Annotated in this window: 20 protein-coding genes; 11 read left to right on the forward strand and 9 right to left on the reverse strand. The window is 63.5% G+C overall.

Annotated elements, in window-relative coordinates; translation table 11 throughout:
- Positions 1 to 242 (forward strand): hypothetical protein (locus VMF11_10205; protein ID HTU70675.1); only part of this gene is annotated, 242 nt, incomplete at its 5' end.
- A gap of 78 nt (positions 243 to 320) precedes the next feature.
- Here the strand turns inward: VMF11_10205 and trmD are convergent.
- Entirely contained in the window at positions 321 to 1,037 is a 717-nt protein-coding gene (gene trmD / locus VMF11_10210) for a tRNA (guanosine(37)-N1)-methyltransferase TrmD (protein HTU70676.1), read from the reverse strand.
- A gap of 51 nt (positions 1,038 to 1,088) precedes the next feature.
- Here trmD and VMF11_10215 point away from each other — a divergent pair, with 51 nt between their 5' ends.
- Complete coding sequence (locus tag VMF11_10215) at positions 1,089 to 1,598, forward strand: hypothetical protein (protein ID HTU70677.1); 510 nt, start codon at positions 1,089 to 1,091, stop codon at positions 1,596 to 1,598.
- A gap of 5 nt (positions 1,599 to 1,603) precedes the next feature.
- On the opposite strand, the gene VMF11_10220 is transcribed toward VMF11_10215, so the two are convergent.
- Positions 1,604 to 2,074: a hypothetical protein gene (locus tag VMF11_10220; protein HTU70678.1), complete on the reverse strand. Its 471-nt coding sequence runs from the start codon at positions 2,072 to 2,074 to the stop codon at positions 1,604 to 1,606.
- A 92-nt stretch (positions 2,075 to 2,166) separates the two neighbouring features.
- Here VMF11_10220 and VMF11_10225 point away from each other — a divergent pair, with 92 nt between their 5' ends.
- Entirely contained in the window at positions 2,167 to 2,376 is a 210-nt protein-coding gene (locus VMF11_10225) for a twin-arginine translocase TatA/TatE family subunit (protein HTU70679.1), read from the forward strand.
- 25 nt (positions 2,377 to 2,401) lie between these two features.
- Here VMF11_10225 and VMF11_10230 read toward each other — a convergent pair whose 3' ends face one another.
- Genes VMF11_10230 through sufB form a run of 7 tightly spaced genes read right to left on the reverse strand, consistent with a single transcriptional unit; the run spans position 2,402 to position 7,885 of the window.
- Positions 2,402 to 2,686: a hypothetical protein gene (locus VMF11_10230; protein ID HTU70680.1), complete on the reverse strand. Its 285-nt coding sequence runs from the start codon at positions 2,684 to 2,686 to the stop codon at positions 2,402 to 2,404.
- A 29-nt stretch (positions 2,687 to 2,715) separates the two neighbouring features.
- Positions 2,716 to 3,048 (reverse strand): ribosomal-processing cysteine protease Prp, encoded by a 333-nt coding sequence (locus VMF11_10235; protein ID HTU70681.1) that lies wholly within the window; start codon positions 3,046 to 3,048, stop codon positions 2,716 to 2,718.
- Positions 3,049 to 3,090: 42 nt separating this feature from the next.
- A complete protein-coding gene (gene rplU / locus VMF11_10240) occupies positions 3,091 to 3,402 on the reverse strand; it encodes a 50S ribosomal protein L21 (GenBank protein ID HTU70682.1) in 312 nt (103 codons plus the stop codon).
- 34 nt (positions 3,403 to 3,436) lie between these two features.
- Positions 3,437 to 5,554 carry a penicillin acylase family protein gene (locus VMF11_10245; protein ID HTU70683.1) on the reverse strand — a complete coding sequence of 706 codons (2,118 nt, stop codon included), beginning with the start codon at positions 5,552 to 5,554 and terminating at the stop codon, positions 3,437 to 3,439.
- Positions 5,554 to 5,853 carry a non-heme iron oxygenase ferredoxin subunit gene (locus VMF11_10250; GenBank protein HTU70684.1) on the reverse strand — a complete coding sequence of 100 codons (300 nt, stop codon included), beginning with the start codon at positions 5,851 to 5,853 and terminating at the stop codon, positions 5,554 to 5,556. The genes VMF11_10245 and VMF11_10250 overlap by 1 nt, the downstream gene beginning before the upstream one ends.
- A gap of 2 nt (positions 5,854 to 5,855) precedes the next feature.
- Positions 5,856 to 6,389, reverse strand: a complete 534-nt coding sequence (locus VMF11_10255) for a hypothetical protein (protein HTU70685.1) — start codon at positions 6,387 to 6,389, stop codon at positions 5,856 to 5,858.
- A 17-nt stretch (positions 6,390 to 6,406) separates the two neighbouring features.
- Positions 6,407 to 7,885 carry a Fe-S cluster assembly protein SufB gene (gene sufB / locus VMF11_10260; GenBank protein HTU70686.1) on the reverse strand — a complete coding sequence of 493 codons (1,479 nt, stop codon included), beginning with the start codon at positions 7,883 to 7,885 and terminating at the stop codon, positions 6,407 to 6,409.
- A 388-nt stretch (positions 7,886 to 8,273) separates the two neighbouring features.
- On the opposite strand from sufB, the gene speD reads away from it, so the two are divergent.
- The 8 genes from speD to gcvPB all read left to right on the forward strand — a co-directional run bounded on the left by speD (position 8,274) and on the right by gcvPB (position 15,384).
- Positions 8,274 to 8,684, forward strand: a complete 411-nt coding sequence (speD, locus tag VMF11_10265; protein HTU70687.1) for an adenosylmethionine decarboxylase — start codon at positions 8,274 to 8,276, stop codon at positions 8,682 to 8,684.
- A 159-nt stretch (positions 8,685 to 8,843) separates the two neighbouring features.
- Positions 8,844 to 9,518 carry a hypothetical protein gene (locus VMF11_10270; GenBank protein HTU70688.1) on the forward strand — a complete coding sequence of 225 codons (675 nt, stop codon included), beginning with the start codon at positions 8,844 to 8,846 and terminating at the stop codon, positions 9,516 to 9,518.
- Positions 9,519 to 9,563: 45 nt separating this feature from the next.
- The gene (locus tag VMF11_10275; protein ID HTU70689.1) at positions 9,564 to 10,451 is read left to right on the forward strand and encodes a fused MFS/spermidine synthase; all 888 of its coding nucleotides are present in this window, start codon (positions 9,564 to 9,566) and stop codon (positions 10,449 to 10,451) included.
- Complete coding sequence (locus tag VMF11_10280) at positions 10,451 to 10,882, forward strand: PaaI family thioesterase (protein ID HTU70690.1); 432 nt, start codon at positions 10,451 to 10,453, stop codon at positions 10,880 to 10,882. Before VMF11_10275 ends, VMF11_10280 begins: the two co-directional genes overlap by 1 nt.
- A complete protein-coding gene (gcvT, locus tag VMF11_10285) occupies positions 10,879 to 11,982 on the forward strand; it encodes a glycine cleavage system aminomethyltransferase GcvT (GenBank protein ID HTU70691.1) in 1,104 nt (367 codons plus the stop codon). The genes VMF11_10280 and gcvT overlap by 4 nt, the downstream gene beginning before the upstream one ends.
- A gap of 14 nt (positions 11,983 to 11,996) precedes the next feature.
- Positions 11,997 to 12,377, forward strand: a complete 381-nt coding sequence (gene gcvH / locus VMF11_10290) for a glycine cleavage system protein GcvH (GenBank protein HTU70692.1) — start codon at positions 11,997 to 11,999, stop codon at positions 12,375 to 12,377.
- 126 nt (positions 12,378 to 12,503) lie between these two features.
- Positions 12,504 to 13,865, forward strand: coding sequence for an aminomethyl-transferring glycine dehydrogenase subunit GcvPA (gcvPA, locus tag VMF11_10295; GenBank protein HTU70693.1), 1,362 nt, complete (start codon positions 12,504 to 12,506; stop codon positions 13,863 to 13,865).
- Positions 13,846 to 15,384: an aminomethyl-transferring glycine dehydrogenase subunit GcvPB gene (gene gcvPB / locus VMF11_10300; GenBank protein ID HTU70694.1), complete on the forward strand. Its 1,539-nt coding sequence runs from the start codon at positions 13,846 to 13,848 to the stop codon at positions 15,382 to 15,384. Before gcvPA ends, gcvPB begins: the two co-directional genes overlap by 20 nt.
- Positions 15,385 to 15,398 lie beyond the last annotated feature (14 nt).

The raw sequence follows: 15,398 nt of genomic DNA on the forward strand, positions 1-15,398 counted from the left end.
CAAAAGTGCGCATCTGGCGCAATCGACATGACCAGCTCTTCATCGAATACCGTGGAGAACAACTGCCCTATCGGCGCGGTACCTCGCACCACCTCACCACCGTTCTCGATGCAAAAGCGCTTGAAGCACGACCGGCGCTCAATCCGCGCGCGCACCATCCCCAAAAGGCACACACCCCGCCGATGACACACCCCTGGAAAAAACAAACCTACCGGGCGATCTCGACGAAGGGACATCTCTAACGAGTTTCAGGGGGACATCCCAGCCGAGCTTGTACAGGCGGATTGTGGAACCCCCGGAATTTGAAAGGCGCCTTCAGCCTACGGCTCCACGCCTCCCACTGAGCCGGGGCCCCCTTCGCCGAGCAAGTCTTTCCGCCGCGCGGCGGTCCGCGCCCGGGACTGTTCACGGCGCCAGGCGGCGATCTTGGCGTGGTCGCCCGAGAGCAAGACCGCCGGCACCTCGACCCCGCGAAAGACCGGCGGCCGAGTGTAGCTGGGATAATCCAGCCAGCCGTTGGCAAAGGACTCGTGCGCGGCCGAATCGGCGTCGATCACGCCGGGAACCAAGCGGGCTGTTGCGTCGATGATGGCCAGCGCAGCCAGTTCGCCCCCGGTCAGAATGAAGTCCCCAACGGAAAATTCCTCGAGCGGATACAGCTCGGCCAGGCGCTCGTCGATCCCCTCGTAGTGGCCGCAGATCACGATCAAACGGTCGTGGGCGGCCAAACGAGCTGCGTCGGCGTGGGCGAATGCCTTGCCTGCGGCCGCCGGTACGACGATCGCGCGCCGCTCGCCGGCGGGGGCGCTTGCGATGATCGCGTCCAGCGCGCGCGCGAGCGGTTCGATCCGCAAGACCATGCCGGCGCCGCCGCCGTAGGGCATATCGTCGGCACGTTCGTTTCCTTGCAGCGCGTCGAGCAGATGGTGATAGCGAATCGCGATCGTTCCGGCTTCCACCGCGCGTCCGAGGACCGAGAGCCCGACGAACGGCGCGAAGACTTCGGGGAAGAGCGTGATCACGTCGATGATGAGCATGAGCGTCGCTCCTTCGAGGCACCCGTAAAGCGAGCCTCGAATCGCAGGCGTATGGCCGATAGCGCCGAGCAGATCTTCCTTTCGGATGAGATTCTCGCCCTGATGCGCAGCGCGGCGGCGCTCGCCGGCGGGATGCACGAACCCTTCATCACCGTGCGTACGCTGCTGCTCGCGCTGCTGGACGATCCGCAAATCGGGCCTGCGCTCACCGAGGTCTTGCCGCGCGAAAAGCTGGAGACGTACGAACTTCCCGATGACGCGGGAACGCGCCTGACGGCTTCGCGCATTCCCGAACCGCACTTGCAGAGCGGCGAGCGTGCCGCGCTGCTGCGGTTCAATACGCTGGCCTTCAAAGTGCCTGACGGCAGTAAGAGCGTGTGGTTGAGCCGTGAGGCCTACGCGGTGTGGAACGAGGCCGCGCGGCGGGTGGGAGAAGGCGAGCAATTTCTGCCCAAACATCTGGCCTTCGGGATTGCAGCCGACGCGATTCGTTCGCCGGGTGTGCTCAGCGCCATGCGGGTGTCCCCCGGCGACGTCACCGACGCGTTGCTAAAACTTTAAATTTATTAGGTTTTGGAGGCTTCGACGGCGGTGAGTTCTTCGAGATATTCGAAGAGCTGCGGAAGCGTGATTTTTTCGAGCGCGGTCTGTGCCTTGACGTGGTCCGCGTCTTCGCCTTCGTCGCGAATGTAGCAGCGCGTCTCGACGCCGTTGTCGCTTTCGCTGATGAACGAAACCGCGAACCCGCGCCCAGGCATCTCGTCGTAGATGCGCATCGTTTGCGGATTGAGAATCTCGATCGAGTGTGACGCGTTGTTGGCGTCGAAGATCAAAATTTTGAGATGCTCGTAATTGGTCACCTCGATCGAACCGACGACGAAGACGTTCTTGGCAGAAAAGAACTCGTGCCCACGCTTGCTGCGGCTCGAGACTTCGTAAAAGACTCGGTGGGCAACGAAGCGCTGCAGGATCTTGCGTAGGGTCGCCAACGAGGCGAGGGTTTCGGTCCGGTTGCCTCGTGTGTAGATGATCTTCACGCGGACGTGCCCGCTTGTACAGCCGCAGGAGGAGTTCCTCCCTGTCCTCTGCGAGCGGACCGAGGCCGCCGCAAGCGAAGACGAATCGAGCGATGTTCTCTGTTCCCGATATCATGGTCGTCTCGGTGCTGGCGCTGCTGCTGTTCGGTCCCGATCAGCTGCCCAAAATCATGCGTCAGAGCGGGCGGCTGATGCGCGAGATCCAGAATACCTCGCACTCGTTCATTGCCGAGATGGAACGCGCCGCCGAGATCAGCGAGGCTCAGAGCGAGCCGCGGCCGCCGGTCGACGAGCCCAAATAGCAGGCGCGCAGGCGAAGCTGCGCGTCTAGATGTTGAAGTTCTGGCGCAGTTCGGTAATGCGCTGCGCGACGAGCGTCCGCACCTGCGCGTGTAGGCGTTCTTTCTGCTCCTCCGGCAGCCGGCGGTAGACCATGTACCCCGCGGCCGAGGCCAAGCCGCCGAGCAATCCGATGAGAAGCGCCTTGCCCACTTCGTTCTCGCCCTCTTCCGAGCGCGGTTCGTCGCCGAAGGCTCCTTGGTAGCCGTTTCCGGCGGAATTCGAGGCCGACCACGGCTGATCGGGCGGCGTCGTGCGGAACGTGTCAGACATGGGATCCTCCTTCGGGTACGCTGCCTATTCTACCCGGTTTGGCGCGAGCGTGTTACGCGGACGTGAGCCGGGTACTGCCGGGCGAGCTGTTCGCTGGCCAGCTCGGCGGTTGCGACGATCGCAATCACCGCGGCGTCGTCTCGCGCGGATTCGGGAACGTTCACGTCGATGAGCCCAGCGCGCATCGCTGCGCCGACCTCGATATTCGCGTGCTCTTCGAGTCCTGCGCGTGCGGCCTGAAGCACCGCCGAAACGGCCGCGCAGACCAGCGAATACTCATCGGAACTATTCTCGGGGATTTCGACATGACCGGATGCAAAAAACCGGGAGAGCCGCCCACGGCCATCCCGGTAAAAGGTCACTTCAACCATCGCTCACCCCGGCGCCCTGAGCCTACTCGAGGGTTAAAGGCTGATTTTCGTGATTTTGACTTCGGCGAAGCGTTGCCGGTGGCCGTTGAGCTTACGCACGCGCTTCTTCGCTTTATAGCGGAAGACCAGGATCTTTTTGTCCTTGGCTTGGCGCAGCACGGTCCCGGTCACAGTGGCCCCCGCGAGGGTGGGCGTACCGACTTTCACGCCGCTGCCGGTGCTCGCGAGCACGACCTGATCGAAGGTGACGTCGGCTCCGGCCTCGAGATCGACGAGGTCGGTGCGGATGACGTCGCCCTCGGCAACGCGCATTTGCTTGCCGCCGGTCTGAATGATCGCGTACATGACTGACACACAGTACCAGGGCTCCCGGGAGCTGTCAACGTCCTGACCCGGCCGCCGGCTCGAGCGTCAACCGGTGCACCGCCGCCGCCTCGACGGCCGCGTCCGAATAGGGCAGCGGCAGTAGCTTTCCGGCAACCCAGGCGGCGGCTTCGTCGGTGTAGTGGCCGCTGCCCGGCCGTCCCGATTCACCTTGCGGAATCGTGATGCCGCCGGCATCCCAGTTCCCGACGTCCCAGACGGCGCGGAAGCTCTGCGAGAACCCGTAGTTCTGAACCTTCACCGTGTAGGCGTCGCCGTCGCCAGCGAACGTGGTTCCATTCAAGAACGAAAACCCGAGCGCGGCGAGCGGGTGACGCACCTGCACCGCGCCGGCCGTTCCCCAGGGCGTCGGCGAGGGATCGCTGACGGCGGCGAGTGCCGTGACGGCCCCCGGCTTCGCGCGTGAGGCGAGCATCGTTTCGGTCATGCCGCCGAACTCGCGCACGAGCGCCCGGCGCAGGTAGTACGCGGCGGTCGCGTCCCGCGAGACCGGCGTGAAGCGGCCGTCCCACGCGGCGAGCTGCGGGACGTGCGCCGCGAGCGCACGTTCGCAAACCGAGAGCACGTCCATCTGCATCGCCGCGAAATATGCGATGTCGTACGTCGTGCGGGCGCGCAGCATCCGGGCAACGCGATAGGCTCGGCACGGTGCGATGAATGCCGGCGAGAGCCTGAGCGGATACGACGGTCCGTACATCTTGTTGTTCGACGTCCACACGATCGCCGTGCGCGCGGGCGCAACGTGCGGCAGCTCGTCGAACGGAACCGGCGGATAGACGTTGCGCAGATCGCTTGCCGGGTGAATGCCGCGCGACCACAGCGGATCGTCCGGTATCGAGCCGGCAAGCTGATAGGCGACGCGGCCGCTCACGCCGGCAAGTTCGAAATTCTGCGTCGGTCCGGGATAGGTGCGCAGCGCCGCCAGCGCGTCTTCGATGCTGCGCGCGCGATCGAGCGCTTCGAACGTCGTCAGTGCGGATTGCGGGTCGTCGTATGCGTTCCACCGCACGAGCACAAATCGTCGTTTGGCGTTCACGCTGACCCACGTGCCGAACTCGCGCGCGCCGCGGTAGTAGCGCTTGGTCACGTCGCGGCCGAAGCGAACGCGGAACTTCTCGGTTTGCCAATCGGCGGGCTCGAGATGTGGCGGCGCATCGAAGATCGAGAGCGCCGTTACCGCTCCGTTGGTCGCGCCCCACGCGACCTTATCGTTGTGACCGAGCGTGATCCCCGGCGTTCCCACCAGCGTCGCGCCGGCGGCGTGAAACGTCGGCGCATGCAGATCGAGCAGATACCACACGCCTGGAATGCCGAGCTGCAGATGCGGGTCGTTGGCGAGCAGCGCGCGTCCGCTCGCGGTGTGCGCTGCCCCGGCCGCCCATTCATTGCTGCCGATCGGCGGCCGCCGGTCGAGAAGCGCGCGGATCAGATCGAGGCGGGCGTCGCGTGTGCTGCAACGCGCCGGGTCGGCGATGTGCGCGAGACCTTCGGTGACCGGCGCATCGAAGCAGGGATCGGAAAGGGGTTCGTTCTTGCCCACACGGCCGGCGACCTCGTTCCAATCGTCGGTCAAAACGAGGACGGTTGCGAAAGCGACCGCAAGCGAGTCTTGCGGTCTCCACGGCTGCATCGAATAATGAAGGATCCGAAACTCGACCGGGGTCGACTCGCGGGACGCCGCCGCGTTGACGCCGTCCGCAAACGCCCGCAGCATCGCACGGTCGCCTCCGTTCAGCCGCGCCCACTCTCGCTCGACGATCTCACGCACCGGCACGACGCGTGCTGCTTCGTCGGCCCGCAGCGTCACGGATCCGAGAATCTCGCTGAGATCTCCGTAGACGAACCGGCGCTGCAGGTCGAGTTGGAAGAGCCGGTCCGCTCCCTCGACGTAGCCTTGCGCAAAGAAGAGATCGTGTTCGTTCTGTGCACGGACATGCGGTACGCCGCGCGCGTCGCGCAAGATCTGAACCGGTGCGTACAGACCCAGCCCGGCGATCGTGCCGTCGGCTCGCGCACGCGCGTGCATGCCGGCGAACACGTTGCCGGCATAGATCGCGAGGATCACGGCGATGGCTGCGAGCAGTGCGGCAACGGCGCGGATGACGATCCGCATCACAGCTCCACGTACAGCTCGCCGGCGTCTTCGCGCACGGGATAGGTTTGCACCGGCATGACGGCGGGCATCGTCGGGGCGCCGGTGCGCACGTCGAACGTCGCGCCGTGACGCGGGCAAATCACGCACGCGCCCTCGATCTCGCCTTGGTCGAGCGGGCCGCCGTCATGCGTGCAGACGTCGTCGATTGCGTAGAACGAACCGCCGAGGTTGCAAATCAAGATCTCCACGCCGTCGACGGCAAAGGATTTAGCCGTTCCCGGCGGGATCTCGCGTGCGGGCGCCACGCGCCGTTCCACGATCAATTACCGATCTTGTGGCAAGGCGCAAGCGTTTTGGGTGTCGTGCCGAGCGCAACGATATGGAACATGAAGCCCGGTCCGATTTTCACGTTCTTTCCGCTGCGGACCTCGTTGACCGCCGTGCGCACGAGACCGGGGATCGGGAGATACCCGGTCGCGCGCTCGGCGAGCGTTTCGGCCGGCGCCCAGACCGAGGCGTCGCGGGGATCGATCATGACTTGGTAGGGTTTATTGTTGTAGACGAGTTCACGCACCTCGAGCACGAGCGAACCGTTACGGTCGTGATTGCTCGCCGCGGTCACTTCGCGTACCACGCCGTAGCCGATCGTTCCCTGCGGAATGAGCACGTTATCGATGCGTGCGGTTACCGCGAGCTTGAAGCGGAATTCCATACCGGGGAAAGCGGTTCCCGAATCGACCGTATCGACCATGGTCGCCGGGATCGCGACGATGCAGCCCGTCGCCCACGAACGGGCGGGAGCGGCGCAGATGAACCAGGCAAGTACCAACGCTGCCGCGGCACGCCAAACCATGCCGGGATTTTCAGCGGTTAGCCGACGGCGCCTTCCATCTCCATCTTCACCAGACGGTTGAGCTCGACGGCGTATTCCATCGGCAATTCTTTGACGAAGAAGTCGAAGAAGCCGTTGACGATCATCGCCGTGGCATCGGCTTCCGAGAGACCGCGCGACATCGCGTAAAACAGTTGGTCCTCGCCGATCTTCGAGACGCTCGCCTCGTGCTCGACGGTCGAGCGCTGCTCGTGAATCTTCATCGTCGGCTTCGTGTCGCTGGCCGAGCGGTCGTCCATGATCAGCGCGTCGCAGCGCACGCGCGTCTTGGCGCCGGTTGCTCCCGGAAAGATCTCGACGAGGCCACGATAGGTCGTCTTGCCGCCGTGCGCGCTCACGCTCTTGTTGGTCACGACCGAGGTCGTGTTCGGCGCGACGTGGATCACTTTGGCGCCGGCATCCTGGTGCTGGCCCTCGCCGGCAAACGCCATCGACAGAATCTCGCCGCGCGCGCCTTCACCCATCAAGTAGATCGACGGATACTTCATCGTGAGCTTCGAACCGAGGTTACCGTCCACCCATTCGACCGTCGCGTTCTCGTGCGCCACCGCACGCTTGGTCACGAGATTGTAGATATTGCGATACCAATTTTGAATGGTGGTGTAGCGAATCGACGCGCCCTCGAGCGCAATCAGTTCGACTACCGCACTGTGCAGCGACGAGGTCGAGAACTTCGGCGCGGTACAGCCCTCGATGTAATGGATCTTCGCTCCGGCATCCGCTATGATCAGCGTGCGCTCGAACTGACCCATGTTCTCGGCGTTGATACGGAAATAGGCTTGCAGCGGCATCTTCACTTCGACGCCCGGCGGAACGTAGATGAACGATCCGCCCGACCAAACGGCGGAGTTCAGTGCCGAGAACTTGTTGTCCGCGGCGGGAATCACGGTCGCGAGATATTTGCGGACGATCTCCGGATACTGCTTGACCGCGGTATCCATGTCGCAGAAGAGCACGCCCTGCGCGTCGAGTTCCTTGCTGACGTTGTGATAGACGACTTCCGACTCGTACTGGGCGGAAACGCCGGCCAAGAACTTGCGCTCGGCCTCCGGAATGCCCAAACGATCGAAGGTGCGTTTGATGTCGTCGGGTACGTCGTCCCACGAACGCTCGGTCTTGTCGGTCGACTTGACGAAATAATGGATGTCCGCGAAGTCGATTTGGGAGAGCAGCTCGGTGTCGCCCCACGTCGGCATCGGCTTGCTGACGAAGAGCTCGTAAGCCTTGAGGCGGAAGTCCCGCATCCAGTCCGGCTCATTCTTCATCGCGCTGATGCGCTCGACGATCTCGCGCGTGAGGCCCTTGTCCGACTTGAAAACGTAGTTTTCCGGGTCGTGGAACCCGTGGCGGTAGTCCTCGGAGACCGGGAGCTGAGCTGGCGTGGCTGCCGCACGAGGCGGCTGCTGGAGCCCGAGCGCAGGATGCGCGTCCGAGCCGAGCGATGCGGGCGTAGTCATGGCAATCTGAGGGTACCACGCCCTCCCTTATAGTCAAGATTGTGAAGTAGGAGCTTCAAAATCTCTTCACTGCTCTGGTATGCAACCAAGCCGCACGACGCGTTCGAACCACCTTAAGAACTTCTTATCCCAAAGGGGTTTACAGGGGGGGCAAGGGGGGTTATCATGTTCGCCGGACCTGGGGTATTGAGCTTGGTTTGATCCCCGAGCGGCAGGTCCACGGTATGGGGTGGGCGCGCCCTTTTTGCGCCATCGCGACGAGTCGCCCGTGCACCGAAAAGCGCCGGCAAGAGTTCGTCGATAGGTCGGGGACGTGACGCTGCACAGCAGGCGCCAGCCGACAAGTCCGGAGGTGGGATTCCCCCGAGGCTCAAGGAGAGCGGAAAAATTGAAGGCACTCGGTACGCACATCGTGTGCGAGTTGTCGGGCTGCGATGCAGCCGCACTCACCAACGTCGATGCGGTCCGCGAGATGATGATCGGAGCGGCCAATGCATCGCGCGCGACGATTATGGAAGTCGCATTTCATCGGTTCGAGCCCCAAGGCGTCTCCGGCGTGGTCGTCCTTGCCGAGTCGCACATCTCGATCCATACCTGGCCCGAGACGGGCTACGCCGCAATGGACTTTTATACGTGCGGCGACCACACCGATCCATGGCTGGCGTGCGAGTTCGCTGCGAAGGCACTGTGCGCCAAGACCATGCTGACCACGGAAGTGAAGCGGGGCATCGCGCAAAGCAGCGGCGCGTTCACCCACGTCGTTACCCGCGATCACGAAACAACCGCGCTCTCCGCATAATCGAGCTTCGAGCGAAACCGAAGGATCATCGCGACAGCGATGGTCCTTTTTTTACTCCTCGCTTCTCAGCCGCGGTTCAGGGAGGGCGCCCTTGCGGGCGCCCTTCTCAGATTTTCGCCGCGGCGCAGGGTACGCGCGTCGAAATCGAAAGCTTTCGGGATGCGTCTGCCCATCATCGGATTCGTATTTTCAGTCTGTGCGCTCGCGCTCGCCGCCGGATGCGGCGGCAGCGGCAGCGGTAGCTCCACACCGACTACGAGCACCACACCGACCCCAACCCCCACGCCGGCCTATGCGGCGAGCGGCGCACCCGCGACGGCCATGCCGATCAGCACGTCGTCGCCGGCGAGCGCCTATGTCGTGACCAACGAGTTCGGCGTCACGGTGAACGTGCAGGCGGCAAGCGCGGGGAGCGGAACGACGGTCGCGGTCTCCGTTGCGACCGCGGCGCCGGCGGGCCTGACGCCGTTTATCGTCACGCGAGCATCGGGAGCGAAGCGCCGCATGCAAGACGATTCGACGGGAACGCCGCTCGTGTACGTCGAGCTGCAGCCGAGCGCTGCATTCACGCTGCCGCAGTATCCGCAGTTCCAGCTCACGCTTCCGCCCGGCTATGCACCGCAAGGTTATAATTTCTTCGCCGCTTTCCAAACCAACGATCCGTCGTACACGGCGAGCACGGGGTATAACGCCTGGTACGCGCCGCAAGCCGATATGGGCGCGGCAACCGACTACAACGGCGGGCAGACGCTGACGTGGGCTAACCCGAGTGGTACGTTCACGTTCGGCAATTACTACTACGTCTATTGTCTTTACGAGGTCTCGACGACATAAGCGGGCGGGGGCACCTTTCTCCCGCGGCGAAGCCTGCTGCCCGCTATGCCCAAAACCGAGCATTGGCAGTGGTACGTCGAAGAATCCGCTCCGACCGAGGCGCACCATCACGCCATCGAGACCGTGTTCTTCTCCGGCCGCTCCGACTTTCAACAGGTCGCGGTGATCTCGACGCCGGTTTTCGGCAAGATGCTGATCCTCGACGGTGACACACAGAGCTCTCAAGGCGACGAAAAGATCTATCATGAGTCGCTGGTGCATCCCGCGATGGCGGCGAGCGCCGACCGCGCCGAGGTGCTGATTCTCGGCGGCGGCGAGGGTGCGACCCTGCGCGAAGTGCTGCGCCACCCCGGCGTGAAACGCTGCACCATGGTCGATATCGACGGGATGGTCGTCGATCTCTCCAAGAAGTATCTGCCCGAATGGGCGAACGGCGCCTTCGAGGAGTCGCGCGCGAACGTGATCATCGGCGACGCCCTCGCCTACATGCGAGCGCATGACGAGCGCTTCGGCGTCATCATTTCGGATCTGACCGAACCGCTCGAGGACTCGCCCAGCAACATCTTATTCAACGAAGACGTCTTTCATCTGATCAAGTCGCGCCTTGCGCCGGGCGGCGTCTACGTGCTGCAAGCGAGCACGGCGGCGTTCCACAATTACTCGCTGCATTGCAAGATGGCGCGCACGCTGCGCCGGCATTATCGCCACGTGACGTCCTTTTTTACCTACGTGCCGGCTTTCGATACCGACTGGGCCTTCCTCGCCTGCAGCGACACGGTCGATCTTGCGAGCCTCGACTCGGCCAAGGTCGATGCCTATTGTGCCCAGTTGCGTGGCGAGAATTTCTTCTACGACGGCCAAACCCACCGGCGGCTCTTCTCGTTGCCGCTCTATTTGCGTCGTGCGCTCGCCGCCGATGGACCCGTGTTTTAGTGGGCATCGATTTCGCCTCCGCACCGCACCACTGGGAGAAACACAAGTCGCACTTCGTCGCGCTGCTGGATCTCAAACTGGAAAGCGTCGATCACGGCAAGGCGATCATGCGTATGCCGTATCGTCCCGAGATCTCGAACGGTTCCGGTGCCGTGCACGGGGGCGCGATCGTCAGTTTGTGTGACACCGTCTTCTACGTTGCGCTCGCATCGATCTACGGGCGGGAGCAAGACACGGTCACCGTTGCGCTGCAGTGCAATTTTCTCGCGCCGGCGCTTCCGCCGCACGATCTGATTGCCGAAGCGACGGTCCTGCGCGCCGGGCGGCGCATCTGCTACGGCGAGGTCGCGGTGCGCAGCGACGGCAAGCTGGTCGCGCACGCGACGCTCAATTTCCTGAACAGCTATCCGGAGGAGGCGCCGAAAGCATGAGCACCTCAACGCAACTGCGCCGCACGGCGCTCTATCACGAGCACGGCAAACACGGTGGGCGCATGGTCCCGTTCGCGGGCTTCGAAATGCCGGTGCAGTACTCGAGCATCTTGAAGGAACACGACGCCGTGCGGCATCGCGCGGGACTCTTCGATCTCTCGCACATGGCGCAGTTTCTCATGGAAGGGCCGGATGTGGCGCTCTGGGCCGAGACGCTGACGATCAACGCGGTCGACTCGATGAAACCGATGCAGGCGCGCTACAATATCTTTTGCAATCCGCAGGGCGGCGCACACGACGATACGATTTTCTATCGCTTGAGCGAGCGCTGGCTGCTGGTGGTCAACGGCGCCAACGCCGAGAAGATGTGGAGTCATCTCAACGCAAACATCGCCGGAAGCGTGCGGCTCGAGAACTTGCACGGCCGCAACGCGCTGATCGCGTTGCAGGGTCCGAAGTCGGTCGCAATGCTGCAGCCGCACGTCGACGTGGATCTCTCCGCCTTGAAATATTACTTCTGCGCCGAGGGCAACGTCTACGGCCGGCCCGCGATCGTCGCGCGCACCGGATACACGGGTGAGGACGGTTTCGAACTCTTCGTCTTCGGCGAACATGCGCCCGAGATCTGGACGGCGCTGCTGCGCGATCATGCCGCCGACGGGCTCGAGCCGTGCGGTCTGGGGGCGCGCGACGTCTTGCGTCTGGAGGCCGGCATGCCGCTTTATGGCCACGAGCTGACCGAGGAGATCACGCCGGTGCAAGCCGGACTGCAATGGGCGCTCAAGACCGGCAAGCCGGAGTTCATCGGACGCAACGCCTTGATCGAGCAGATGGAGCGCGACGACTACCCGCGCATCGCCGGCCTGATCATGAAGGGCCGTGCGCCTGCCCGCGAAGGGTATCCGGTCTTTTTCGGGGGAGAGCCGGCGGGGGAGATCCGCAGCGGCTCGATGGCACCGTCGGTGGGCGGTTCGAATATCGCGACCGCGCTGCTCGCCAAGACCGCCGCAACCGTCGGTGCGAGCGTCGAGGTCGAGATTCGCGGAACGCGGCACGACGCGACGATCGTTCCGTTACCTTTTTATAAGCGTCCGAAGTAGGAGGATCGACTAGCGTGGCGGACCCGGCAACGCTGCTGTACAGCAAAGAGCACGAGTGGGTGAACATCGAGGGAGAGACCGCGACGGTCGGAATCACCGACTACGCGCAGGACTCGCTCGGCGACATCGTCTACGTCGAGCTGCCGCGCGTCGGCAAGCAGATCGAGCAATTCGGCAACATCGGGGTGGTCGAATCGGTGAAAGCCGTTTCCGATCTGTTCACGCCGGTCGGCGGCGAAGTGCTCGAGATCAACGGTGCGCTCGAAGGTGACCCGGCCGCCGTGAACCGTGATCCGTACGGCGAGGGCTGGATGTTCAAAGTCAAGCTCAAGGACGCGGGCGAGAAGAACAATCTCCTCACCGCGGCCGACTACGAAAAGATCGCGCACAACTAGAATGAAACGTGTATTTGGGGTGCCCCACTTAGGCCATCCGGCTTCGCCGGACCGCACGTCGTGTGCTTGGCCATTGCACCGGCATCCGTGCCGGTGGGGTCGTCTGGGGCGGAGCGCCTTTTAAACATGTATACGCCCCACACGGAAGCCGATGTTCGGGCGATGCTCGGCGCGATCGGCGTCGGAACGCTCGACGATCTGCTCCAGGTTCCCGAAGCGATCGCCCTCAAGGGGAGGCTCGACGTCGTTCCCGCTCTTCCCGAATATCAAATCGGCCGGCGTTTCGAACACTTTGCCGCAAAAAATAACGGCGTCGATTACGTCTCGTTCTTGGGCGCCGGATCGTACCGGCACTACGCGCCGCCGGCCATCGGGGCACTGGCGATGCGCGGTGAATTTCTCACCGCGTACACGCCCTATCAAGCCGAGGTCTCGCAAGGCTATCTCCAGGCGATCTACGAGTGGCAGACCTACGTTTGTTTGCTGACCGGAATGGATCTGGCCAATGCGTCGGTGTACGACGGCGCGACCGCGCTGGCTGAGGGCGCGATCATGGCCCTCAACGCCAACGGCCGCAAAAAAGTGCTGATCTCGCGGGCCATCGATCCGAATTATCGCGCCGTGCTCAAGACCTATTGCGACGGTCTCGACGTCGAGATCGACGAAATCCCGCTCACGCGCGAAGGAACGACCGATCCGGATGCGCTCGCCGCGGCGGTTGCGTCGAAAGAATATGCGGCGGTGGCGTTACAATCGCCCAATTTTTTCGGGAACGTCGATGTGCTCTCGCCCGCCGCACAGCAGTCGGTTACGGCGAGTGAAACCGTGCCGATCGCCGTGGTCACGGAAGCAATGTCGCTCGGCGCTCTGGCCGCGCCGGGATCCTGGGGCGCGCAGATCGTCGTCGGCGAGGCGCAGAGCTTCGGCGTTGCGATGGCCTACGGCGGTCCGTACGTCGGGTTCATCGCTTCGACCAAGGAACACATGCGCCGGATCCCCGGCCGTTTGGTCGGCAAGAGTGTCGACGCGCAGGGTCGCACGGCGTACGTGCTGACACTGCAGGCGCGCGAGCAGCACATCCGCCGCGAGCGTGCAACCTCGAACATCTGCACGAATCAGGCTCACTGCGCGCTGATCGCCACGATCTATCTCGCCCTCATGGGCAAGACCGGGCTGCGCGACGTCGCCGCACTCAATCTCGAGCGCTCGCGCGAACTCGCCACGGCCGTCTCTAAACTGGACGGCGTGAAATTGAAATTCAGCGCGCCGTTCTTCAACGAGATCGTGGTCGACGTGCGCACGAGCGCGCGCGAAGTCTTGGCCAAGCTGCGCGAACGAAAGATTCTCGGCGGCGTCGATCTCGGCCGCTGGTATCCCGAATTCTCGACCTGCATCTTGATGAATGCGACCGAACTGACCACGACCGGCGAGATCGAGAAGCTCGCCACCGCCCTCGGAGAAATCATTCGTGTCCACGCCAACGTTTGACCGCACGGCGAGCCCGCTCATCTTCGAACTCGGGCAAGAAGGGCGTGCCAACCGCTACGTGGAGCAAGGCAAACCGCTCGAGCAGTTCCTTCCGAAGAACGTGCTGCGCGAGGATCTGCCGCTGCCCGACAACAGCGAGCTCGACGTGGTGCGTCATTTTACCAAACTTTCGCAGCGTACGTTCGGAATCGACCTGGGTTTTTATCCGCTGGGCTCGTGTACGATGAAGTACAATCCGCGCGTCAATGACGCGATGGCGACCAAACGCGAGTTCGCTCAGCTCCACCCGTATACGCCCGACGAATTGGCGCAGGGCGCGCTCCAAGTGATGTACGAGCTCGAGCGCTCGCTGGCATCGCTTTTCGGCATGGCGGCCTTCTCACTCAACCCCGCGGCGGGCGCGCACGCGGAGCTGGCTGCGCTGCTGATCGCCAAGAAATATTTCAAGGATCGCGGGGAAGAGCAGCGCGACAAAGTGATCGTGCCCGATACGGCGCACGGTACGAATCCCGCCTCGGCGGCGATGTGCGGATTCAAGGTGATCTCGCTGCCGAGCGACGAGCGCGGGCGCGTGAGCGTCGACGAGATCGAAAAAGTGCTCGGCCCGGACACCGCCGTCTGCATGATGACCAACCCGAATACGCTCGGCCTCTTCGAAGATCACATCGCCGAGATCGCGGCGGCGGTGCACGACGTCGGCGGGTTGATGTACTACGACGGCGCGAACGCGAACGCGATCATGGGCAACGTGCGCCCTGGCGACATGGGCTTCGACCTCATGCACCTCAACACGCACAAGACGTTCACGATCCCGCACGGCGGCGGCGGCGCCGGACACGGACCGGTCGGCGTGGCCGCGCATCTGGTCGACTATCTGCCGACGCCGGTCGTTCGTGCTATGGCATCCTTCGAGACGCCTGCTTCGCAGGTTCCTCAGGATGACAGAGCCCCTAGCGAACGCTTCACCTTTGAGCTCGATTTCGATCGTCCGAAGTCGATCGGACCGATGCGCTCGTTCTGGTGCAACTTCGCGCATGCCGTGCGCGCGCTCGCGTACATCTACGCGAACGGCGCCGACGGGCTCAAACGCGTCTCGCAGCTTGCGGTGCTCAACGCGAATTACGTGCGCGTCAAAGTCGCGGAATTTCTCGAGACGCCCTATCCGGAGATCTGCCGGCACGAGTTCGTCGCCTCGGCCCAGGAGCTCAAGAAGGAGACGGGCGTCAAGGCGCTCGATCTCGCCAAGGCGCTGCTCGATCACGGAATGATGGCGCCCACGATGTACTTTCCGCTGATCGTGCCGGAGTGTTTGATGATCGAGCCGACCGAGACCGAGTCGAAGGAGACGCTCGACAATTTCATCGCCGTACTCCGCGAGATCGTCGAAACCGCGAAGCGCGATCCCGCCGCGCTGATGGCGGCGCCGGTGACGACCGTCGTCGGGCGGGTCGACGAAACGCGCGCTGCGCGCCAACCCGACCTGCGCTGGGAGCCACCCTCTCCGTCATCCCGAACGTAGGCGTTTGATGACAA

The organism is Candidatus Baltobacteraceae bacterium (assembly GCA_035502855.1).
In the GTDB taxonomy this organism is placed as follows: domain Bacteria; phylum Vulcanimicrobiota; class Vulcanimicrobiia; order Vulcanimicrobiales; family Vulcanimicrobiaceae; genus Aquilonibacter.